23 protein-coding genes are annotated in these 21,301 nt (G+C 54.6%); 8 read left to right on the forward strand and 15 right to left on the reverse strand.

Annotated elements, in window-relative coordinates; genetic code table 11:
- Positions 1-107 precede the first annotated feature (107 nt).
- Positions 108-383 carry a TehB family protein gene (locus IEW12_RS00175; RefSeq protein ID WP_188563993.1) on the reverse strand — a complete coding sequence of 92 codons (276 nt, stop codon included), beginning with the start codon at positions 381-383 and terminating at the stop codon, positions 108-110.
- Positions 384-562: 179 nt separating this feature from the next.
- Here IEW12_RS00175 and IEW12_RS00180 point away from each other — a divergent pair, with 179 nt between their 5' ends.
- Positions 563-823: a CCGSCS motif protein gene (locus IEW12_RS00180; RefSeq protein ID WP_188563994.1), complete on the forward strand. Its 261-nt coding sequence runs from the start codon at positions 563-565 to the stop codon at positions 821-823.
- A gap of 107 nt (positions 824-930) precedes the next feature.
- Here the strand turns inward: IEW12_RS00180 and IEW12_RS00185 are convergent, their stop codons facing one another.
- Genes IEW12_RS00185 through IEW12_RS00225 form a run of 9 tightly spaced genes read right to left on the reverse strand, consistent with a single transcriptional unit; the run spans position 931 to position 7,535 of the window.
- Positions 931-1,344: a group III truncated hemoglobin gene (locus IEW12_RS00185; protein ID WP_229750830.1), complete on the reverse strand. Its 414-nt coding sequence runs from the start codon at positions 1,342-1,344 to the stop codon at positions 931-933.
- Positions 1,345-1,355: 11 nt separating this feature from the next.
- On the reverse strand, positions 1,356-1,994 hold the full coding sequence (locus tag IEW12_RS00190; RefSeq protein WP_188563995.1) for a hypothetical protein: 639 nt from the start codon (positions 1,992-1,994) through the stop codon (positions 1,356-1,358).
- Positions 1,991-2,737, reverse strand: coding sequence for an SCO family protein (locus tag IEW12_RS00195; RefSeq protein ID WP_229750831.1), 747 nt, complete (start codon positions 2,735-2,737; stop codon positions 1,991-1,993). The genes IEW12_RS00190 and IEW12_RS00195 overlap by 4 nt, the downstream gene beginning before the upstream one ends.
- Positions 2,709-3,311, reverse strand: coding sequence for a c-type cytochrome (locus IEW12_RS00200; RefSeq protein WP_188563996.1), 603 nt, complete (start codon positions 3,309-3,311; stop codon positions 2,709-2,711). Before IEW12_RS00200 ends, IEW12_RS00195 begins: the two co-directional genes overlap by 29 nt.
- Before the next feature lie 23 nt (positions 3,312-3,334).
- A complete protein-coding gene (fdxA, locus tag IEW12_RS00205; RefSeq protein WP_188563997.1) occupies positions 3,335-3,658 on the reverse strand; it encodes a ferredoxin FdxA in 324 nt (107 codons plus the stop codon).
- A gap of 9 nt (positions 3,659-3,667) precedes the next feature.
- Positions 3,668-4,276: a cbb3-type cytochrome c oxidase subunit II gene (locus tag IEW12_RS00210; protein WP_188563998.1), complete on the reverse strand. Its 609-nt coding sequence runs from the start codon at positions 4,274-4,276 to the stop codon at positions 3,668-3,670.
- A 3-nt stretch (positions 4,277-4,279) separates the two neighbouring features.
- Positions 4,280-5,944 (reverse strand): cbb3-type cytochrome c oxidase subunit I, encoded by a 1,665-nt coding sequence (locus IEW12_RS00215; protein ID WP_188563999.1) that lies wholly within the window; start codon positions 5,942-5,944, stop codon positions 4,280-4,282.
- A 2-nt stretch (positions 5,945-5,946) separates the two neighbouring features.
- Positions 5,947-6,384, reverse strand: coding sequence for a DUF4149 domain-containing protein (locus IEW12_RS00220; RefSeq protein ID WP_188564000.1), 438 nt, complete (start codon positions 6,382-6,384; stop codon positions 5,947-5,949).
- A gap of 11 nt (positions 6,385-6,395) precedes the next feature.
- Entirely contained in the window at positions 6,396-7,535 is a 1,140-nt protein-coding gene (locus tag IEW12_RS00225; RefSeq protein WP_229750832.1) for an NnrS family protein, read from the reverse strand.
- Positions 7,536-7,695: 160 nt separating this feature from the next.
- Here IEW12_RS00225 and IEW12_RS00230 point away from each other — a divergent pair, with 160 nt between their 5' ends.
- Positions 7,696-8,154 (forward strand): RrF2 family transcriptional regulator, encoded by a 459-nt coding sequence (locus IEW12_RS00230; protein WP_188564002.1) that lies wholly within the window; start codon positions 7,696-7,698, stop codon positions 8,152-8,154.
- 96 nt (positions 8,155-8,250) lie between these two features.
- Here IEW12_RS00230 and IEW12_RS00235 read toward each other — a convergent pair whose 3' ends face one another.
- Both IEW12_RS00235 and IEW12_RS00240 read right to left on the reverse strand, forming a co-directional pair.
- Positions 8,251-8,691: a carboxymuconolactone decarboxylase family protein gene (locus tag IEW12_RS00235; protein ID WP_188564003.1), complete on the reverse strand. Its 441-nt coding sequence runs from the start codon at positions 8,689-8,691 to the stop codon at positions 8,251-8,253.
- 334 nt (positions 8,692-9,025) lie between these two features.
- Positions 9,026-11,029: a bifunctional diguanylate cyclase/phosphodiesterase gene (locus tag IEW12_RS00240; protein WP_188564004.1), complete on the reverse strand. Its 2,004-nt coding sequence runs from the start codon at positions 11,027-11,029 to the stop codon at positions 9,026-9,028.
- Between the two features lie 226 nt (positions 11,030-11,255).
- Here IEW12_RS00240 and IEW12_RS00245 point away from each other — a divergent pair, with 226 nt between their 5' ends.
- Positions 11,256-12,251 carry a VirK/YbjX family protein gene (locus tag IEW12_RS00245; RefSeq protein ID WP_268237216.1) on the forward strand — a complete coding sequence of 332 codons (996 nt, stop codon included), beginning with the start codon at positions 11,256-11,258 and terminating at the stop codon, positions 12,249-12,251.
- A gap of 26 nt (positions 12,252-12,277) precedes the next feature.
- Here IEW12_RS00245 and IEW12_RS00250 read toward each other — a convergent pair whose 3' ends face one another.
- On the reverse strand, positions 12,278-12,865 hold the full coding sequence (locus IEW12_RS00250; protein ID WP_188564006.1) for a TetR/AcrR family transcriptional regulator: 588 nt from the start codon (positions 12,863-12,865) through the stop codon (positions 12,278-12,280).
- Positions 12,866-12,999: 134 nt separating this feature from the next.
- Here IEW12_RS00250 and IEW12_RS00255 point away from each other — a divergent pair, with 134 nt between their 5' ends.
- Together IEW12_RS00255 and lpxO are read left to right on the forward strand one after the other, a co-directional pair.
- A complete protein-coding gene (locus IEW12_RS00255) occupies positions 13,000-13,710 on the forward strand; it encodes an SDR family oxidoreductase (RefSeq protein WP_188564007.1) in 711 nt (236 codons plus the stop codon).
- 374 nt (positions 13,711-14,084) lie between these two features.
- Positions 14,085-14,984, forward strand: coding sequence for a lipid A hydroxylase LpxO (gene lpxO, locus IEW12_RS00260; protein ID WP_188564008.1), 900 nt, complete (start codon positions 14,085-14,087; stop codon positions 14,982-14,984).
- Between the two features lie 97 nt (positions 14,985-15,081).
- Here the strand turns inward: lpxO and IEW12_RS00265 are convergent, their stop codons facing one another.
- Both IEW12_RS00265 and IEW12_RS00270 read right to left on the reverse strand, forming a co-directional pair.
- On the reverse strand, positions 15,082-15,948 hold the full coding sequence (locus IEW12_RS00265) for an NAD-dependent protein deacetylase (protein WP_188564009.1): 867 nt from the start codon (positions 15,946-15,948) through the stop codon (positions 15,082-15,084).
- Between the two features lie 110 nt (positions 15,949-16,058).
- Positions 16,059-16,760: a TetR/AcrR family transcriptional regulator gene (locus tag IEW12_RS00270; protein WP_188564010.1), complete on the reverse strand. Its 702-nt coding sequence runs from the start codon at positions 16,758-16,760 to the stop codon at positions 16,059-16,061.
- 157 nt (positions 16,761-16,917) lie between these two features.
- Here IEW12_RS00270 and IEW12_RS00275 point away from each other — a divergent pair, with 157 nt between their 5' ends.
- Genes IEW12_RS00275 through IEW12_RS00285 form a run of 3 tightly spaced genes read left to right on the forward strand, consistent with a single transcriptional unit; the run spans position 16,918 to position 21,269 of the window.
- Positions 16,918-18,132 carry an HlyD family secretion protein gene (locus IEW12_RS00275; protein ID WP_188564011.1) on the forward strand — a complete coding sequence of 405 codons (1,215 nt, stop codon included), beginning with the start codon at positions 16,918-16,920 and terminating at the stop codon, positions 18,130-18,132.
- A 9-nt stretch (positions 18,133-18,141) separates the two neighbouring features.
- Positions 18,142-19,755, forward strand: coding sequence for a DHA2 family efflux MFS transporter permease subunit (locus IEW12_RS00280; protein WP_188564012.1), 1,614 nt, complete (start codon positions 18,142-18,144; stop codon positions 19,753-19,755).
- Positions 19,755-21,269 (forward strand): efflux transporter outer membrane subunit, encoded by a 1,515-nt coding sequence (locus IEW12_RS00285; protein ID WP_308789100.1) that lies wholly within the window; start codon positions 19,755-19,757, stop codon positions 21,267-21,269. The genes IEW12_RS00280 and IEW12_RS00285 overlap by 1 nt, the downstream gene beginning before the upstream one ends.
- Positions 21,270-21,301: the final 32 nt, after the last annotated feature.

The raw sequence follows: 21,301 nt of genomic DNA on the forward strand, positions 1-21,301 counted from the left end.
AAATACCTTATGGTCTGAGGCAAGTAGATGCCAGCCTCGGGCAGCTACGCATTCTTCATCGCCTCGTCCGGGGAGCCGGTAGCGGCTCCTGCTGGACTCATAAGCTGTTACCGCAAAAAGTCAACGCAAAAACGTACTGGTCCGATAACTTCCACTTCGTGCGGAACCTGGGGCTCCACGACGCCAAAGCGTTCTGGTGACAAGATAATTACTTCTTCTACCGGCTCCAGTATGCGATACAGGAGCTGGCCTTCCAGTATATGGATATGCCCCCATACCGCATCCGCAGTCGTATGCCTGCGCAGCAGGCCTGCGGGGATGCTGGTTTCATTGAATTCCGGTGTGCTTTTATAGTGCTTAACAGTGTCAGGTAAGGTTTTCATCTTGCTCTTTCATTAAGGAAAAGTCTGCCAGTCAGGCTTGGTTTAAATCCGTTCATAAAAGGCCGGAGCCAGGCTTTCGCGTATTTAACTTGGATTTAATATGCATATTATGGCACAATTCAATTTAATGTGTATTTTAAATATATATTAAAAATTTCTTTAATCCTGAGAGGAAAGCGATGCAAACCGAAACATTGAAACTCGACGCGGCAGGCCATAGCAACTATACGCTGGCGATAGAAAGCTTGCTCAAACAAACCAGCGGTGTGCGCGATGTGCTGGTCGTTGAACCAAAACAGGAATGCAGCATCCTGTTCGATGAAACTACAGTTACCCTCCAGCAGTTGCAGACAATCCTGTCCCACGCGGGATATGCCAGCCAGAAGGCAAAACCCAAGCATGGACAGAACGGCGTTTGCTGCGGCTCATGTGGAGGGTGATATTGGCGGCAGCTAGTATCAAAAGACACAGGGCGGCATAAACTATGCTGCCTGCACTGGCGGCGGCTATACCAGCCGCCTGACCGGTGCCAGAGTCTGGGTCTGGATCAGGCGACCACCACTTTGCCGAAGAAGCCGAACTGAAGGCTGTTGGCGATCCTGTGGGCAACAACGCTGAACTCGTCGGCGATTTCTTTTTCAAACAGGCGGTACGCTGCCGCTTCAAACAATTGCAGCCAGCGGCGGAAGTGCTCAGGTTCTACACCGCCAAACAACATGTGTTTGCCGTAAACGTTTCCCTGAAAATCGCGGGTCCCCAGCATGACGGTGGACCAGAAGTCCACCATGCGTTCTAGATGAGGTCCCCAGTTGCCACCGATGGCTTTTTCGAAAACGGGTTGCAGGTCAGGGTCCTCGCGGACAGTGTCATAGAATTGATGCACCAGCATGGCAACCGAATTGCGATTCAGCTCCTGATAGGAAGTGTGATGTTTCTGTTGTTGCTGTTCGTGAAGTGACATAGACAATAAATTTAAGATGAGGCGGAAAGCCGAGATGATGCTTTGTCCGAATTGGCCGGTAGCTGGGCCAGGCACCAGCAGGCCGCAATTACCAGTGAGGCGCTTACCAGCCCGATTCCCGTATAGGATTGGTCATCCAGCAGATAGGCATTGCACAGCCTTTGTGGGGCATCCTGATAAAGCATTCCGGCGATGGCCATCATCGAGCAAAAATTCCCAAGGAAAAAAATCTGGATAATCCAGTTGGAGCGTGAGAGAGAGCCGCGCAGTATTGTGCCCAGCAAGATCAAGGAAGAAAATTTCAATAATTCCGCCATTGGCAAGCGCAGGCATTCCTCCAAGGCTTTTGGAATCATCCAGTAAGCACTGATGAAGAGCAGGGCAAACAGGCCGCTTACGCCATTCTGGTCGCAAGCGAGCAGGCGGCGCAGGACAGTGCTTGCAAAAGGGCGCTGCGGCATCGCCGACCGCCTGAATGCTGCCGCAAACAGATATCCGCATAGTGCCAGCAGCGGCAACTGAACCAGCATATGCCGCAACATGGAACGTTCCAGCCATTCCCGGCTGATCAGCAGGCCAGCCAGCAACAGGCAGGCTGTTATGAGAGGGAATGTTGTGCCGCGTATGGGCAAGAATCTGGCGAATTTCATAGTGCTGCCTGGTGTGCCGTAGTGTGCTGCTTTTGTGCCAGCGGCGTTTGTTGCTGAGAAAGCGCGGCGGCATATTCCAGCGCGGCATCCGGCTCATCATAGTCAAAGATGCGAGCCAGCTTGCCATCTGGAGTGACGACATGAAAGGCTGCATTGTGCTGAAACTCTCCCAGCGGCGCCGGAACGACGACGATGCCGAAACTGTCCAGCAGCGCCTGGCGCTGGACGGCATTGTTGACGCGCATGAACTGCCATTCTTTTGGGTTTGCCTGCATGCGTTTTGCGTACGCGCTGAGTTCTGCCGGCCCGTCGCTATCGTCAAAGCTGATGCTCAGCAGACGCAATTGCTGCTGCAGGCCGCGTTGTTGCAGATGGCCCTGCATCTGCTGCAATTCTGTCCCCAGGATCGAACATATTGTGTTGCAGCGGGTGTAGATAAAGGTCACGATGGCGACCCTGCTGTCGCTGTGCAAGGCTTGCGATAACTGCAATTGCTGGCCATTTGCGTAGCTGACCGCAGCCTCTGGGATTTGCCTGGGATGTTCTGCAATAGCCAGGCGGCGGCCATCTTCCGTGCTGACGACACGAAAACTGTCGGTCGCATGATAAATGGCTGCCGTCCCCAATACAAAAATCAACAGCAGCGCTGCCAAAGTCGGCGCCGACAGGAAGCCCGCATCGGGCTTCGTGTCCGGCCTGGTTTGCTGCAGTGAATTATTCCTTGAGTTTTGCGAGCTCATCATCGCCATTCCATGGCTGTGCGCGATCCTTGCTGCCATCCCTGACGGTCTTCACTGTTTCAGGCGTGATCTTGGCCGCACTATTGCCGAAATTGGAGCGTACATAACTCAGCACTGCAGCGATTTCCGCATCGCTGAGCTTATCCTTGAAGGAGGGCATGGAGCCATCATAGGCAGTGCCTTTCACCGTCAGTTTTCCAGTAATCCCGTGCAACACTATGCTAGGGGGCAGGCTTTCTTTTGCAAGCACCCACTCGGAACCGGCCAGCGGTGGAAATACTCCAGGCAGGCCGGCGCCGGTGGCCTGGTGGCAGGCAATACATTGTGCCGCGTAGATCTGTGCGCCATCCACTGCGCCACCCGCTTTGGCACCGGGCTTGCCTTCCAGCGTGGCCATGGTGCGTGAGTCCCCCAGGGATGCATCGTCATTCGGATGCGACATGAAGATATAGCTGACTGCCCAGATCAGCAGTAGCGAAACCATCGCCAGTATGATGCGGGGGACGGGGCGGTTTTTTTCATGCGGGTCGGGATTTTCCCTGCGCTGCGCCCCGTCTTTCCTCAGGTCCTGTATCATTTTTTACTCCAAATCGTTATGTTCTAGCGTTCCAGGAAATGTAGCTTGTGTTCTACTTTTGCCCATTCGTCTGCGTCTGCCGGCGGCAGCTTGGTACGGGAGATCACGGGCCATTTTGTCGCCAGCTCGGCGTTCAGCGGCGTAAATGCAAGCTGTGCCGCCGGCACATCGCTTTCTTCAAAGATGGCGAGTACCGGACACTCTGCGACGCACAGCGCGCAATCGATACAAATGTCCGGCGCAATGGCCAGCATGTTTGGGCCTTCGCAAAATGCATCCACTGGACAGACATCGACGCAATCAGTGTATTTGCAGCGGATGCAGCTTTCGGTTACAACATGAGTCATCGCAGCACACTATTTTCCTGACGTTGCGGATTTTGTTGCCGGAGCATCAAATACCGGATAAGTGTGGTCCAGGCCTTGCAGGTACTGCACCAGATCCAATGCTTCCGGTGTGGCGACCACGATTTTTCCTGGTGGCGCGTAGCCGGGCGGCAGGTTCACCACTCGGTCACCGGTTTCTGCTTCTTTCTTGATTTCGAACAGATAGGGGTAAGAGGGCATGATGCTGCCCGGCGTATAGGCGCGCGGTTGATACAAATGGCCGAGGTGCCAGTCGGCACTCGGCTGGCGCGCGCCGATATTGAACAGATCCGGGCCGGTACGCATGGTGCCCAGCAGGTGCGGGCTGTCGTAATAGTAATCGGCAGCGACCGAGGCGCGGCCCCAGCCACGCTTGTCATCGGGTGCCTGCGCCTTGTCGCGCGGCTGCTGCGAGTGGCAGTATACGCAACCGTTCCTGATGTACTGCTCGCGTCCACGCAATTGGGCCGATGTGTAGGGTTTCAAGCCGGCAGCGGGTTTTACATGGCTCAGTTGCAGATAGGGAACGACAACCAGTGTGGATGTCGCCAGAGCCAGGGTGACCATGGCGCCGGTCAGTAGTTTGATTTCATTTTCCATTTGTTATGCTCCAACCAGTACGCTGGCTGCAGGTTTTGTGTGTAGCAGGGCGGCTCCGGTACGGCGCGGGCCGTAACGCAAGGCCATCGCGACAAAGTGATAGGCAAAGACCAGATGGCCCAGCGTCATGATTGCGCCGCCTACCGAACGGCTCTTCAGGTAAGGGATGGTGACGCTCACCGAATCCATGAAAGGCTTGGAGGCATCCAGCATTGCCATGCCTTGCAGCCAGCCGCCGGTGGTCAGGCCAATGAAATAGATGGAAAAGCCGAGGACAACCAGCCAGAAATGGGCGGCAATCAGCTTGGGATAAGGCCATTCCCAGGACATGACGCGTGGCATGACGAAATAGATCGCGCCGAACATTACCATCGTAAAGAAGCCATACAGACCCAGATGGGCGTGGGCAACGGTAAAGTGGGTGAAGTGGGTCACCGTGTTCACGGCACGCAAGGCTTCGAAAGAACCTTGAATGGAGCTGAGGGTGTACATCATGCCGCCCAGCACAATGAAGCGCAGCGTTGGAGAGTAGATCAGTGTTGCGAATTTTCCGCGCATTGTCAGATGCTGGTTGACCGAGAAGGAAATGACCGGCACCAGCATCATCATGCTTTGTACGATGGACAGTGTGACCAGCCAGCCGGGAACCGGCCCGCCTATCAGGTGATGGCCGCCTACCTGGCCATAAAAGAATGCCAGCGTCCAGAAGCCCAGCAGTGACAGGTTATATGACTGCACCGGGCGGCCTATGATTTTGGGCAGGAAATAGTAGACGGAAGCCAGGGCCATCGGTGTATAGAACAGACCAAGTACGTTGTGGCCGAACCACCAGTTCATGGTGGCTTGCTCTACGCCGATATGCAGGCCGGGAACATTGCCGATCAAGAACAGGATAGGGAACCAGAACAACGCCGCACCCATGTACCAGATGGACACATACAGATGATCCACGCGCCTGTTCTGCAAGGTAAATACCAGGGGCAGGCCCACCAGGGAGCCGCCGATGACAATCAGGATGTCTACCTGCCAGGGAATTTCCAGCCATTCCAGCCCGTCATTCAGACCCACCGCAATGCAGCCGAGACCGGCGATCAGGCCTGCGTTCCAGATCATCGCACCCAGTACAGCGAACCTGCCGCCTATTAATTCCGTCTTGAGCAGGCGCGGCAGCATCCAGATGGCGGTTCCCAGCGCCGCCATTGGCGCCCACCCGTAGGCGACCGCATTCAAATGTATCGTGCGCAGGCGACCGAAGGTCATCCAGGCTTGCTGCGTCAGCCAGTCCGGCTCATGCAGCTTGATGGAGCTGGTCAGTCCGGCCAGGGATGCGACAATCAGCCACACCACCGCGCAACTCAGGAACACAAAAGAGACGAAGGCGGTAGAGCGGTCGGCCTGCAGGCGCTCCAGTAACTCTTCCTGCAGGTGGGCCTTCTGTGCAGCGTCCAGCGGCTGTCGCTCATCCGGTCCGGAAGATTTTTGCAAGCCTTCCATTTGTTTGGGGCTGGCCGAAGGTTCTTCAACCTGGCCTATTTCTCCCTCGGAAAAAATGACGGTTGCTGCCGCGACATTGTTGTCGAACAGGCGCTTACGCAAAGACCAGATGAAGACAAACAAACCGGTAATCGACAATATAAACGAGGACAGAAGTATGGTGACGGTATCCATGATCAGCCGTGGTAGGTGAGGGTGAATAAAGAGAGGGAAAAAGTGAGCAGCAAAACCAGCTTGATAACTTCCAGCACTGCAAACAGAAGATGGTGCGAGCTGCCTTGTAATTCCTGGCCCGACAGTAACAGGTCAACCCGGCGCGATAAAGGAGGCATCAGGATGAATACCTGGGCCAGCAGTATCAGCGTTGCCGCATACAATGGCATCAGTCTCTGGATGCCCTGGTTGGCGGTGAATACGGACAGCAGGATGCAGATCGTCGCGAGCGCTGCTTCTACTGCGTGCATGCTGCGGAAGATTTGCCTACCGGTCGCCAAGGCGGCAGTGCGCGTCAATTGCGGGGTTTTGAATTTGGCCGGCTGTGCGACGAAGGAAATGCCGATGACGACGCCTGCCCACAGGATACTGCCCAGATAGCTGGCTGCATTGAGGTACATATGTTTCTCCTTTAACCTTCCCGGCCATCAAGCCGGGCATGACACAAATAAGGAACATATACAGCAAGGTAAAGCAGGAAGGCCGATGACCAGCAGATCATTGCCAGGAACAGGGCCATGTTCCTATTCTGGGCAAATCGGATATTCGCACAGATTCGGGCCAGGATGCCGACTTGAAGAAGTAAATACATAGTAATTTCTCGGTAGTCAACTTTTAATAATCGTCCGGTATGGCCCAGGGCGGTGCGCGTGATCATGCCGAGGATGAGGCCTGACATTGAACCGACAGCCAGTGCGTGAAACGCGGTACTGGCAGCGATGAATCCAAGCTCAGCCATGCCCAAAAGAAAGAGGCCGATCACGATCCAGCCATAGGACAGGTGCAGTATCCACAGCAATGGATGCCTGCCGGTTTTCCACGACCTCCATCTCCACAAGCGCAATGCCTGGGCTATTGTGGCAGAAAAAGAAAAAACGGCTGCGACGGATGCAGGCAGTTGCAACACCCAGCCCAGGGCTGCCAGCACGAGCAGGATCAACGCCAATTTGTTGAGGAGAGGGGAGGTGCGAGGTGCGACACCCGGTATGGCATTGGCTGCAAAGCCCGGAATGACACGGCCCGCCATGACTGTTTCAAGTATGACGATCAACAGGATGGCGGCCTGGATGCTGGCGAAAGGTGACAAGGGCAGATATTCAAGCCTGGACGCATGAAAAAAAACGTTGGCAAGAAACAACAAGGCCAGCAATCCAAGTAGCGGCATGTTGCGCGTATTGCCGGATTTTTTGATGACCGCATACAAGGGCCAGGCCGCTAAGGGGATGAAGGCGAGGTCTATGACGGCCGCTGCCGGCGCCGGCAAGCAGATCATCGCCAGCCTGCCCGCCAGCCACAGCAAAGCAAGGCCCGCGAGTGGCCAGCCTCGGAGTGTCCACAGGCCGGTCCAGTTGCGCACCGCCGTCATCAAAAAACCGATAATCACCGCCAGGGCAAAGCCGAATACCATCTCGTGCATATGCCAGTTCAGATCAAGCGATTGCACGTAGGGCAGGTGGCCTGTATAGCTGACCAGCCATAAAGGGATGCTGATGGCGGCAAATAAGGCGGCGAGCAGGTAGAACGGACGAAATCCCAGGCGAAAAAGAGGCATGTTCCCAAATTGAAATTTACCGGTTTCGGGCTCGTTGATGTGTAGCAGGCGGGAATTTCTCATTGCGGACCTGGAATTAAATAACCTATATAATAAATACTACATTAAGATATCTATAAAATCAATATTTTAAATACAGCTTTAATTGAAATGGGCATCCATGAGACTCACTGCATTTACCGATTACACTCTGCGCACGCTGATGTACCTTGCTATTCATAGGGACAAGCTGGCGACGGTGCACGATATCGCTGAACTACATCATATTTCGCAAAATCACCTGACCAAGGTCGTCCATCAACTGGGTTTGACCGGGGTGATAGAAACCGTGAGGGGGCGTAATGGCGGCTTCAGGCTTAATAAAGAACCGGCCGATATCAATATCGGTGAAGTGGTGCGCAGCAGCGAATCCGATTTTTTTATGGCGGAATGTTTTGATGAAGAAAACGATACCTGTATTTATAGCCCTGCCTGTATGCTGAAGGGCGTATTGTCGGATGCGACCAGTGCCTACCTTGCAGTGCTGGACAAAGTGACCCTGGAACAACTGGTACAAAAAAGCGGTGGGCGAGGAAAGAAAGATCCAGCCGGCGCTGTAAAAATTCGTTTTCAACGTTAGTCCTCCCAGCTGCCTGGTGATTGCCCGGGAAACGACAGTCCGGTTGTTTCCTTTTCATACTTCGCTTTTGTATCGGCGCGAGTTGCCTGTTTGCTTCTATTTTGCCGGCGATTTGCGGAAACCTATCGCCAGGCGATTCCAGCTATTGATCGTCGCGATCGCTACGGTCAGGTTGACTTGCTCGGCTTCGGTGAACTGTGAGCGCAGGGCTTCATAGTCGGCATCCGGAGCATGGGTTTGCGATATCAATGTGATGGCCTCTGTCCAGGCCAGCGCGGCGCGCTCGCGTTCAGTAAAGAATGGGGCTTCGCGCCAGACGGACACCGCATATACCTTGCGTTCGCTTTCGCCTGCCTTGCGCAAGTCGGTGCTGTGCAGGTCCACACAAAATGCGCAGCCATTGATTTGCGATGCGCGCAGCTTGATCAAATCCAGCAGCGAGGTTTCCAGGCCCAGTTTGCTGCTGGCGCCATCCAGCGCAATCATTGCTTTCAATGCGTCGGGGGAGGCTTTATAAAAATCGGTACGTTGGTTCATGAGATTCTCCGTCGTTGGTCGTTGAGAAATTGGTTTGTTGCCCCGGCATCCGCTGTATCGATGCTGCAAGTCAGAAGGCATGAAGAAATGATATAACCGCGAGCAAGGATTTCGGGAGGCCAATCCCGGATAAATTCGCTGATGGAAGGTGTCCACTGCAAAGCTGCAAGCAGTGCTGGCAAACCATTACTGGCAAATTTGGGATGAGTGGAATGGTCGCACAAACACAGAATGCGAGAGCACGGCTGCAATTTTTGTTGTATTTATTTCTCAGCAAAAAATATCCAGGCCAGGTATCGCTTAGCCTGGATAAGGGCGTCTAGTTGCCGCCCATTTAGTTACCGCCCATTTTTGCCAGGCTGTGGGTCCAACTGGTTTCCCAGGTTTTGAACTGGCCAATTGGGAAAGGCGCGCTGATCAGGTATCCCTGGGCGACGTCGCACCCCTGGCGTGCCAGAAGATTCCATGCGGACTTACTTTCGACGCCTTCTGCCACGACCTCCAGCCCCAGGTTATGTCCCAGCTCTATGGTGGAATGGACAATCACTGATGAATCATTGCTTTCTGCCATGGGAATGACAAAGGACTGGTCAATCTTGACCGAGTCCACCGGTAGTTTTTGCAGATAGCTCAGGCTGGAATAACCGGTTCCGAAATCATCGATAAACAATTTGCAGCCCAGAGATTTTAGCTGGCTCAATGTTTCCAGCGCGCTGGCCGGATCTTCCATCAGTGCGCTTTCAGTCAGCTCAAACTGCATTGTTTTCGGCGGAATGGGGAATCTTGAGAATAGCTCGCGTATGCGGCTGATCAGTTCCGGATCCCTCAGGTCGTGGGCGGACAGATTGACGGATAACGCACACTCTATTCCATCCTCATGCCAGGCAAGGCTTTGCTTGAATGCCGCTTCCAGTACCCAATTGGTGATAGGCGTGATCAGGCCTGCATGTTCTGCCAGTTTGATAAATTCAGTGGTGGGGATCATGCCGTAGACGGGGTGTTTCCAGCGCACCAGGGCTTCGGCACCGCATACTTTGCGTGAGGACATGGTTAGCTTGGGCTGGCAATACAATTGCAGCTCATTTTGCTGTATGGCGCGTCGCAGGTCGCCCATCAGGGAAAGCTGCCGTGTATGCCTTTCTTCCTGTCCTCCGGTATACATTGCATAGCCGCCCCAGATCAGCTTTGCGCTGCGCATCGCTGCATTTGAGCGGCGTAGCAGGGTCTCGGGTGTCGTGGCGTTGTCGGGGAACAGCGCAATGCCGATGGTGACGCTGGCGTCCACGCTGAGGCCGGATACATTGACCGGAAGATGCAGCATCGTTGCCAGTCTTTGCGCTGTCTGGATCGCATAATCGGCCCCGCCGGTCGGCAGCACCAGGGCGAATTCAGCCTCGCCTACCCGGGTCAGGGTCTCATTTTCCTTGACGGTATTGGTCAGCCGGCGGGCAATTTCCTGCAGTAACTCTTCCCCGGAGCGGTAACCCAGGACTTTATTGATTTCATGAAAGCGGCCAACTTCCAGATGCAGCAAGGCCAGAGGCTGGCGCAGTTGCTTGGCAACTTGTATTGCTGCATCCAATAGTTCCAGCAGGAAGGTGCGGTTGGGCAGTCCGGTGAGGCTGTCGTAATAGGCCAGCCGCGCTATGGTGGCTTCTGCTTCTCTGTGCTTGCTGCGTACGCGCAGGTTGGTGATGCCGTAGGCGAGGTCGGCGGCAAGCTCGTTCAGCAGGCGCACTTCGTTCTGGTTAAATGCATCAGGTTCCGATGCTGCCAGCGCAAGCACGCCAAACACCTCTCCATCGCTGCTGAGGGGAAAAGCGCTCAAGGATGCAAAATCCTTGTCTATCGCTTCTTGGCGAAAGGCGGCAAAGTTTGGACCGGAGTAGGAAGGGTCGGTGAGGATATTTCTGCCTATGCTGGGCTTGCCGCTATGGATTGCTGCACCGCTGCCGGTACGGCCCAATTCTGAATCGGCCCAGCTTGAGTGCATCGCATTCAGCAAGGCCTTGTCGACGCCTACACATTCCATCCAGCATATGCTCTTGTTCTCGTCGTGCCGGGCATAGCCGACACATGCCTGCCGGTAGCCGCCATGTTCGACGATGACCTGGCACATTTCCTTGAGAAATTCAGGCTCCGAGGTGGCCCGCAGCAAGGCACGATTGACCGCGCTCAGAGTTCGCAGCGCACGATTGATGCAACCTTGTTCCTCGGGTCTTTCGGCCTCGGGAGCGGCCGGAATGACATCAGGCGCAATATCTTGTGTGATATCCGAAACAACATTCGACACAATGTCGGCCAGTTTATTTTTAGGGGTATCAGCAAGGTACGCCATGAATACGGCTCCAGTGTGCGGAATAACGCCTTAAGTATAATCAGCGCCGCCGGGCATATCTAGACAATCTTACATTTTGCTTAAATATAGCAATAATTTCTTTTTTTGCAACAAAAAATTGTTCATATTTGAAATGTTGACGATGTTTAACAGATTTCTTTTGTATAAAGTTTGAAACAGTACGATACAATCGGTCATATTTGGTTACATTTGACTGGTGAGTGAAGTGAATACTCTTGAGCAAAAAAATCCGCTGGCTACATACCTGAATCCATTTGGTCGTCTGAGGGACGCTTCTTTTGGCATCAGCCGCTTCGCCTCTGATTTCGGCTGGGCTTATCGCACTGCATTCCCTTGTAACGCGGTCAGTTATGACCGCCGTAGCCGGTTTGTATTGCGGACCCTGATGAATCTGCAATCAAGCGCATGCTGGTTTCGCTTCCTCAAAGATAGTTATCTGAATGATATTGCGAAGAAGGAGCCTAGTCTGGTAGAGGCTGTGCACCGGCCTTTTTTTGACAGGAATATCACCGCATTCAATAGAGCTGCCCTGATGAAAGGGCATTTTGAACTGTTTCATACGACCTTTGGCGCTCAGCAGACTGCCGATGTGATGGCCGGACAAGGTGTTTCCGTATGCCGTTTCGAAGGCAAGTCAGACGAAAGTTTTGAAATAAAACTATTTCGCAGCGAAACCTTTAAGCGTGAAGGCGGCGTCACGCTAGAGTTAAGCATGAACAACATCGCATTCCAGTGGCTGACTTTTAGCCTGGTGCGCTCCGGTCACGAGATCCAGATCAAGGTAGGCGGCATACAATCCAAAGTAGGAGACTGCAGGGAGATGGTGCGTGATGCAACGCATGCCTTGCACGGCATCCAGCCCCGCCTGTTGCTGATAGAGGCGCTGAGGAGCATCGCCAATCAGATTCATTGCAGCAAAATTGAATGCATCAGTAAAGAGAACCATATCTACCGTTCGTGGAGATACCGGTCCAAGAAGAATATCAATGCCGAGTACAACCAGCTCTGGTTACTGGCGGGTGGCAAGGAAAATGCGCAGGGTAATTTCGATATCCCCAGTTTCGTAGAAGAAAAACCGATCGAAGAACGGCCTTCAAAGAAACGTAACGAATACCGTCGGCGCTCAGCCTTGCTGGAAACCATGCGCCAGCAGATTCCTGCGGCAATGCCGGGTACAGGCATTTACGCAAAAGCTGCCTGAGATCTATTTCATAAAGAGCAAGTCTATTAAGATTTGCTCTTCACCATCTCCAATATCTGCTTTTTCGCATTGATAAGCAGGCGATCTGATGTCGCTTTGTCATTGACCGCGCGGGCCAGGCTCATTGCCCCTACCAGCGTGGCATAGATCATTTCAGCATAAGTCTGCCTTTCTTCTTCCCGCCAGCTTTCCGGCAAGGCTTGAGAGAGCAGGGTGGTCATTCCGGCGACTTCCTGGGTAAACATATTCCGGATTTCCTCAGATGCTTCCCGTATTTCTCCCGACAGCGCAGACGCCACGCAGCCCTTGCCTGGCATATCCCTGTGGGCTTGAGACAAATAGCTATCCAGAAAGGCTTCCAGCGGCTTGCCGTTGGAAGTCTCCATGATCTCGGATATCGTATCGTAGAGATGCTGCATGCCACTTTGCAGCGATTCCCTGACCAGCGCGTCCTTGGACTTGAAGTGCGAGTAAAAGCCGCCCTGGGTCAATCCCACGTCCGCCATCAATCCCACTACGCCAGAGGCCGCAATGCCTTTGGAGCGCAAGCGCACCGCTGCCGATTCCAGTATCTTTTGACGTATCTGTTCTTTATGGTCTTCTTTGTAACGCATAAGGCTTCCAAAAAATATTTTCGTTAGATTGCATTTTATATGATGACTTTAATATTAAGGTCGTAATATAATAAATCCGCAGGCAGAAATTGCAAAGCGTTTTTCAACCCGACACTGTATTTAAAGGACTTACCATGAAACTTCAAGACACTACCGTACTGATTACCGGCGCTAACCGTGGCATAGGCGCAGCTCTCGTCAACGCATTCCAGAAGGCCGGCGTGCGCAAGATTTACGCCACCGCGCGTAATCCGGAGTCCATCAAGATTGAAGGCGTTACCGCGATACAGCTGGATGTTACTAATCCAGACCACGCAATAGCGGCTGCCAAGATCGCTGGCGATGTCAATCTGGTGATCAACAACGCAGGCATTTCAACCCCGACTGCGGCCTTGCTGGATGCCGGCGCTGCTGCGGCGGCCCGTGCCCAGTTTGAAACCAATGCATTGGGTACGCTGGCTGTGAGCGCCGCGTTCGCTCCTGTGCTGAAAGCCAATGGCGGTGGCGGCCTGGTTAATATCCTGTCGGCATTGAGCTGGGCAGTGGTTGGCAATTCGGGCGTCTATTCTGCATCCAAGGCTGCTGCATGGGCGATCACCAATGGTTTGCGCAATGACTTGCGCGCGCAGGGAACGACAGTGCTGGGTGTACATTTTGGTTATGTAGATACCGATATGACTAGCGGAGTAGATGCGCCAAAATCTGATCCGGCTGACATCGCTGCAGCAATTTTGAAAGCGGTTGAAAACGGCGACGAAGAGTTGCTGGCCGATGGCGTTGCCCAGCATGTGAAGAGCCAATTGACTGCCGCGCGCCCGATATACCTGGGTGAGGCTGCCAAATAATTTCTTTGCTTGCGCGCGAATTATCGCGGTAATTCGTGCTAACAGTTAAGCCAGGGGCGACTGCATTTGCAGCCGCTCTTAGTTTTTTTGAAAGCCTATCTTTTACAAGTTATTTTGCTTGTCTTTTTTGCCATGTTGTTTGCGTGGCCGGTATCTATAATTCTTATGAGGACCTTGGCGGAAGGACGAAAAGCGATTGAGGCTTGCTTTCTCATGACTGAAGGGTAACATTTTACGCTTCGGTGTTCTGCCGATCGCTGAAGGCTGCGCTACAATGCACGTCTTTGCGCCAATTGTATTGCGGGAGTTTCCCGTCTTGGCGCCGTTATCTGCAATCTCTGCAAGACGAGAAAATTTTTATACTGGGGCGCTCCATGAAATGGGCTGTAGTTACCTTTTACTTTTTGTCAATTCTTCATATCCACTTCCGTGGCAAGGTACGTCTGCCTTTCATGCGCCAACTGTTCGATCATTCGTCCTTCATGGCGCCGATCAACCTGTTCATGCACGTGTTTTCCCGGGTGCCGTCAACGCCTTATTTTGATGTGAGTCAGTTCAAGGATCTGGAGCCATTGCAACAGAATTGGCAAGTGATACGCGAGGAAGCTGAAAACCTGTTGAAGCTGCAAAAGATCAAGGCAGCAGAAAACCATGATGATGCCGGTTTCAATTCTTTCTTCAAAAATGGGTGGAAACGTTTTTACCTGAAGTGGTACAACGCCAGCCATCCGTCGGCCGAGCGTTTTTGCCCAAAGACCTATGCCTTGCTGCGTAATATCCCTTCGGTCAAGGCAGCGATGTTTGCCGAGTTGCCACCGGGCGGCAAGCTCAATCCCCATCGTGACCCGTTTGCCGGCTCGCTGCGCTACCACCTGGGTCTGGCGACGCCGAATGATGACCGTTGCTTTATCGAAGTTGATGGCCAGCGTTATAGCTGGCGCGACGGCCAGGGCGTGATCTTTGACGAAACCTTTATCCATTGGGCGATCAATGGCAGCGACGGCGACCGCATCATCCTGTTTTGCGATATCGAGCGGCCGATGCGCTTCCGCTGGGCACAAGCGATCAACCGCTGGCTGGGCCGCACGATGATGACGGCGGCTGCATCGCCGAATGAAACCGGCGACCAGACCGGTGGTGTCAGCAAGATATTCTATGTGTCCCACGTGATGGGGCAATACCGCCGCCGCTTCAAGGCCTGGAACAAGAACGTATACAAGCTGACCAAGTTTGGCTTGATACTGGCAGTGGCAGCGCTGATTATTTTCGTGTGATCTGTATTTCCAGATATGACAAGGGCCGGGTGATCCCCGGCCCTTGTCATATCTGCTGCCTGCAGGATGAGAGCACGCAGCTCATGTCAGGTTGAAATCAAGATGTTTGTATCGACATTTGCTGTAGCAATTCCGGCAGTGCGATTTCAGATGCCGCTTCCAGCTTTAAGGACAGGAGATCGTCTGCGCGTGTGATGCCGCGGTTAATGGCGGCAATGGGCTTTCCGGCTTCTGCGGCCATGCGGCAGAAACGGTAGCCGGAAAATACCATCAACGAAGAGCCGATAACGAGCAGGGCGTCCGCTTCTGCCAGTGCCTGCCTTGCTGCATCAGACCAGGCGCGCGGCACATTGTCGCCAAAGAAGACCACGTCCGGTTGCAGCATGCCGCCGCAGTGCCTGCATGCCGGTATATGAAAGTCTTCCAGTGCATCCGGCTCCAGTTGGGCATCGCCGTCCGGCAGGGCTTTTGCCGTGGTTTGAGCCAGTGCAGGGTTGGCCTGCTCCAGCAGAACCTGGATGCCGGCACGTGAAAATTCTGTTCTGCAATTCAGACAAACCACCCTGTGGATATTGCCGTGCAGCTCGATCAGCTTGCTGCTGCCGGCCTGCTGGTGCAGGCCATCCACGTTTTGTGTCAGCACCGCAGACAGGTAGCCGGCTTTTTCCATAGACGCGATCGCGTGGTGGCCGGCATTCGGCAGCGTTCTAGCCATGGCAGGCCAGCCCACCATGCTACGCGCCCAGTAACGTTTACGTACCGGCTCTTTGCTACGGAAATCCGGCCCCTGTATGGGGGCGTTCCCGCGCCGCACGCCATCCTTGTCGCGGTAATCTGGAATGCCCGATGCAGTGCTGATACCCGCACCGGTCAGTGCCAGCACTTTGGGATGACGATGCAGGAAAGCGACCAGATCTTCCACGCTGGCGCCGGCATGGAGATCATCATTTATGCTGTTATTCATGAGTTATGGCGAGCAGGCATGCCTGAGTCTTTTGTCATTGTATTGAGCACATTGTGCATGACAAAATGCGAGTCTGCTGGGCTCATCAATAGAGGAGGGCTTGCGTATGCCTATTTTTGCATGCCTGTTAAAAACAGCGATATGCCCTGTTCTACGCGCTGCCGGGATTCTTCGTCTGTCAGGCCGCGGGTGCTGCCGCTGATCAGGCGTACCCAGTAGTCGCCGCTAATGCTATTGAGGAAGTGGGAGATGATTACCTCAAGATGCGCATCGTCGCGGAACTTGGCGCGTATGTCTGGGCGGGCGAAATAGCGACCCAGGGCTGCCCTGGTCAGCGCCGGGCCTGCTTCAAAAAATATCCTGCCCAGATCAGGGTTGCGTCCTGATTCTGCGATGACGATACGCTGTATCATCGCCGAGCGCTCGCTCATTGCAGTATTCACAAAGCGTTTACCAAAATCCATCAGCACATCGTGCATGGGGCGCATATCGAATTCCATCTGGTCTACTTCGCCAAACAGGCGATCACGTTCGGCGCAGATGGCGGCCTGGAACAGGCCTACCTTGCCGCCAAACTTCACATAGATGGTGCGCACAGCCACATGCGCCGTTTTTGCGATCGCTTCCAGGCTGACGTCGCCATATCCCTTTTTCAGGAATAGCTTGACCGCGGCGTCCAGCAATTCCTGTGCGCGTTCTTCTACGTCATCCTGGCGAGGGCGGCCTGCGCTGCGGGGTTTGGCTTTCGAAACTTTCTTGGTAGTAGTTGCTGGTTTTTCAACTTCTTCATTTTTTATTGTTACATCACTCATGGCTTGAAGCTCCGGCTTGAATAGCATTTTCATAGTATAGCGCAAAATAATGAAATGAAATCGTTTCATTCCTTGACTTTAGGGTTCGCCTCATTAATAATGAACATCATTCGTTTCATTAAATTGCGATTAGTCCAGATTATCCAAGGAGTGCCTGATGTCAAATTCACAAAATTCTCAAGAGCCACAAACAGCGCAAGCACATGCTGCACTGGCACCGGTTAGCCCCATTGCGGCGCAAGTTGCGCCTCCGGCAGTTAAGCCGGCCAAACCGGCCTCTAATCGCCGCGTGCTGATCATTGCTGCGACCATCGTTTTGCTGGCATTGGGCGCGGGTGGCCGTATCTGGTGGCGCAGCATGCATCTGGTAGAAACGGACAATGCCTACCTGACCGGCCATGTGCATCCGGTATCGGCAAGGGTGGCCGGCGTGGTGACAAAGGTGCTGGTGGACGATAACCAGTTGGTGAAAGCAGGGCAGGTGATTGCCGAGCTGGATCCTACCGACCAGCGTCTGCGCATAGAGCAGATACAGGCGCAAATCGCGTCGACCCAGCAACAGGTATTGCAGGCGGATGCACAATTCGCACAGGCCCAGGCACAAACAGGTGCAGCGACAGCCCAACTGGCCCAGTCTGACGCGCAAGCCTTGCGTGCAAAACAGGATGCCGAACGTTATTCCCAGTTGTATAACGCGCAGATGAAAGCCGTATCCAAGGCGGAACTGGATGCTACCAATGCCGGTCTGTCCGGTGCGCTGGCTGATGTGGCTGCCAAGCATAGCTCGGTTGCCGCAGCAAAGGCCCAGGCTGCAGCGTCCAACACTGCGCGTGACGTAGCGCGCGCCCAGGTGAAGGTATTAGAAACCCAACTGAAAGATGCGCAGCAACAATTGGCGTATAACCAGATCCTGGCTCCCGTGGCGGGTCGGATCGGCAAGCGTTCGCTGGAAGTCGGTGCGCGGATACAGGCCGGCCAGCAATTGCTGGCAATCGTGGAAGAAAAAGTCTGGGTGACTGCCAACTTCAAGGAAACACAACTGCACGGCTTGCATGCGGGCCAGGTCGCCGACATCAGCGTTGATGCAATTCCCGGCCAGGTATTGCATGGACAGATAGACAGCATCGCTCCTGCCTCCGGCGCGCAGTTTGCGTTGCTGCCGGCAGACAATGCAACCGGCAACTTTACCAAGATCGTGCAAAGGGTACCGGTCAAGATTCTGCTGTCACAGGAAGACATCAACGCGCACAGCGATCACCTGGTGCCAGGCATGTCAGTCATCGTAGAGGTTGAACTGGGGCAGGGCAAACCGGCTGCGAAGCAAGCCTCTGCTGCCGATGCCGGCCACACCGCGCAAGTTGCCGCACGCTAGGAACGAAAAATGAGCGCCACATCTACTGCAGCGCTGCCGGTTCCGCCTAAAGCGGCGCCAGCCGCCTTTCCTGCGCCGCCGACTGAAATGAGCACCCGTGACTGGATTGCGATGTGCGCAGGGATGCTCGGCGCATTCATGGCGATTCTGGATATCCAGATCACCAATTCGTCGCTGAAAGATATTCTCGGTAGCTTGTCTGCAACGCAGGAGGAAGGCTCCTGGGTTTCTACCGCTTATCTGGTAGCGGAAATTATCGTGATTCCTTTGACGGGTTTGCTGAGCCGCGGCTTTGGCCTGCGCCGCTACATGCTGGGTACTACGGCTGTTTTCCTGACTGCGTCTGCCTTGTGCGGCAATGCGTGGAGCCTGAACAGCATGATCGCCTTCCGCGTCATACAGGGTTTTAGCGGCGGTGCGCTGATCCCGATGGCGATGACGCTGGTGCTGACCCGGTTGCCGGTATCCAAGCGCACGATAGGCATGGCCTTGTTTGGCCTGACTGCCACGCTGGCGCCATCGCTGGGACCGACGGTGGGCGGTTATCTGAGCGAAATCTATGGCTGGCCCTCGATTTTCTACGTCAATATGGCTCCCGGTTTGCTGATGTTGTCCGGTATTGCTTACGGCCTGCGTGATGAAGGCGGGCAGTTGAAGCTGTTCCGTGAAGCCGACTGGACCGGCATTTTTTGCATGGCAATAGGTCTGGGCGGATTGACGGTGATGCTGGAGGAAGGCAACTCCAAAGACTGGTTTGACTCCAGCTATATCCTGGTGTGCGCCGCTCTTGCGATTGCGGGCCTGCTCGGCTGGGTATTGTCGGCGTTGCTGCGTCCTAGCACCTTCGTCAATCTGCGCCTGTTTGCCACACGCAATTTCCGCATCTCTACTGTAATGGCGCTGGTGACGGGCATGGGTTTGTATGGCTCTACATTTGTGCTGCCTATCTATCTGGCGCAGATCGCCGGTTATAGCCCTATGCAAATTGGCGAGGTCATCATGCTGATGGGGCTGCCGCAATTGCTGGTGACGCCGATAGTCGCCAGGCTAAGCACCAGGCTGGATAACCGCATCATGGCTTCTTTTGGCCTGACGATGTTCGGCATCTCTTGCCTGATCAACGCCTATATGGATGCCAATGTCGGCTATACGCAATTGATATTGCCGCAGGTTGTACGCGCGATAGGCCAGCCCTTCCTGATGCTGACTTTGCAGACCTTCGTCATGCAGGGCGTGGCACCGCGCGATGTCGGCTCAGCGTCCAGCCTGTTCAACATGACCCGTAACCTGGGCGGCTCGATAGGGATTGCGATGCTGGCCACAATGCTGACGCAACGCACGCAGTTCCACTGGTCACGCATAGGGGAAGCTGCTTCTTCCTATGCGCTTGCCACTCAGGAAAGGCTGGACCAATTGACGCAGAGTTTTGTCTCCAGCGGCATCGAGCCTTCCATGGCAGCCCAGCAGGCTACGCAAATGATCAACAATCTGATTACCCGCGAGGCATCGGTAATGGCCTTCAACGACTGTTTCTGGATCATGGGTGTAGTGCTGATTGGCTGTGTGCCGCTGGTCTGGATGTTTGACCGCGTAACGGCTGTTGGCGGAGGAGGGGGGCATTGATGAATGACTTGCTGACGATAGTCGTGGCAATGAAACCCTTCCTGAATCAAATTTATACCGAGGTTATTACTATGTTTAAACGTTTTGCAATGACAGGCATGATGGTTGCCGTGATGGCCGTTACTGCCGGCTGCGCCGCTGTGGGCCCGGATTTTCATGAGCCGGCGGCGCAAATGCCCGCTGCTTTCCGCCACTCAGGATCTGTTGCCGGATCGCTCGCTACGGATGCCGCACATCTGCCGCAACACTGGTGGGAAATTTTCCGTGACCCCAGCCTCAATCGCCTGGAAGAAACTGCGCTGAGCGACAACTATAATGTGAAGGCAGCAGCAGCCCGCCTGTTGCAGGCCGAGGCGCAACTGGGTAGCGCCCGCGCCAATCGCGCCCCGCAACTTACAGCCAATGCCGGTGTTTCCAATTCACGTACGTCGGCCAATACCTCTCAGGCATTGATGATGGGTGGCCGCGCGATTAGCGGCAACCAGTACCAGACGGGCCTTGGTTTGTCCTATGAACTGGATTTGTGGGGCAAACTACACCGTGCGGTAGAAGCCGCCGATGCGCAAGCGCTGGCCGCCAGCTATGACCGCGACGGTGTATTGCTGCTGCTGAGTTCGCAGGTAGCAACGACCTATTGGCAATGGCGCGGCCTGCAGGCGGAACAGCGCATCCTGCAAGACGCACTAGCCAGCCGTAAAGAAACCCAGCAACTGGTGCAAGCCCGCTTCGATAACGGCTTTACCAATGAACTGGATGTCGCGCGCGCGCAAGTGGAGACCGCCAATGCGGAAGCAGACCTGCACGAGGCACAGCGCCAGTCCAATTTGCTGGAGCATGCGCTTGCAGTGCTGATTGGTGCTTCTCCCTCCGAAGGCCTGAAGCTGACTGCTGACGTTGCTCTTCCCGAGGCTCCACGGGTGCAGGCGGGTTTGCCTGCCAGCCTGCTGGCGCAGCGTCCAGACCTGCAGCAGAGCGTCGCCTTGCTGCGTTCTTCCAATGCACAGATAGGTGTGGCAGAGGCTGCGTTTTACCCATCGCTGCAATTGACCGGTAATTTCGGGTTTGCGTCCGAGAGCCTGAGCAAGCTGATGGAATCCGGCTCGCGCCAGTTCAGTGTCGGCCCTCTGGCTTTATCGCTGCCTGTCTTTGATGGCGGCCGCAACCAGTCCAACCTGGATCTGGCGCGTGCCCGCTATGACGAGGCACTTGCCAACCATGAAGGCAAGCTGCTGACTGCCTTGCGTGAAGTGGAAGATGCGTTATCCGATACTGAACAAAGGCAGCAACAGGCGCAGGCGCAACAGCAGGCACAGACTGCGGCTGGCCGCGCCTACACAGTGGCACGTTTCCGCTATGAACGCGGCCTGTCCAATTTCCTGGAAGTGACGGACGCGCAAAGGAGCTCCCTGGCGGCTGATCGCGCTACTGTTCAGATCCAGACGCAACGCCTGTTGGCGGCTGCAGCGGTGGCGCGCGCTTTGGGTGGAGGCTGGCAGCCGGACGCGCGGTCTTAAGCTGGCATTATTCGGTGAGTTGGCGGTGCCGC

The organism is Parundibacterium terreum, assembly GCF_014636315.1.
Taxonomy (GTDB): domain Bacteria; phylum Pseudomonadota; class Gammaproteobacteria; order Burkholderiales; family Burkholderiaceae_D; genus Undibacterium; species Undibacterium terreum.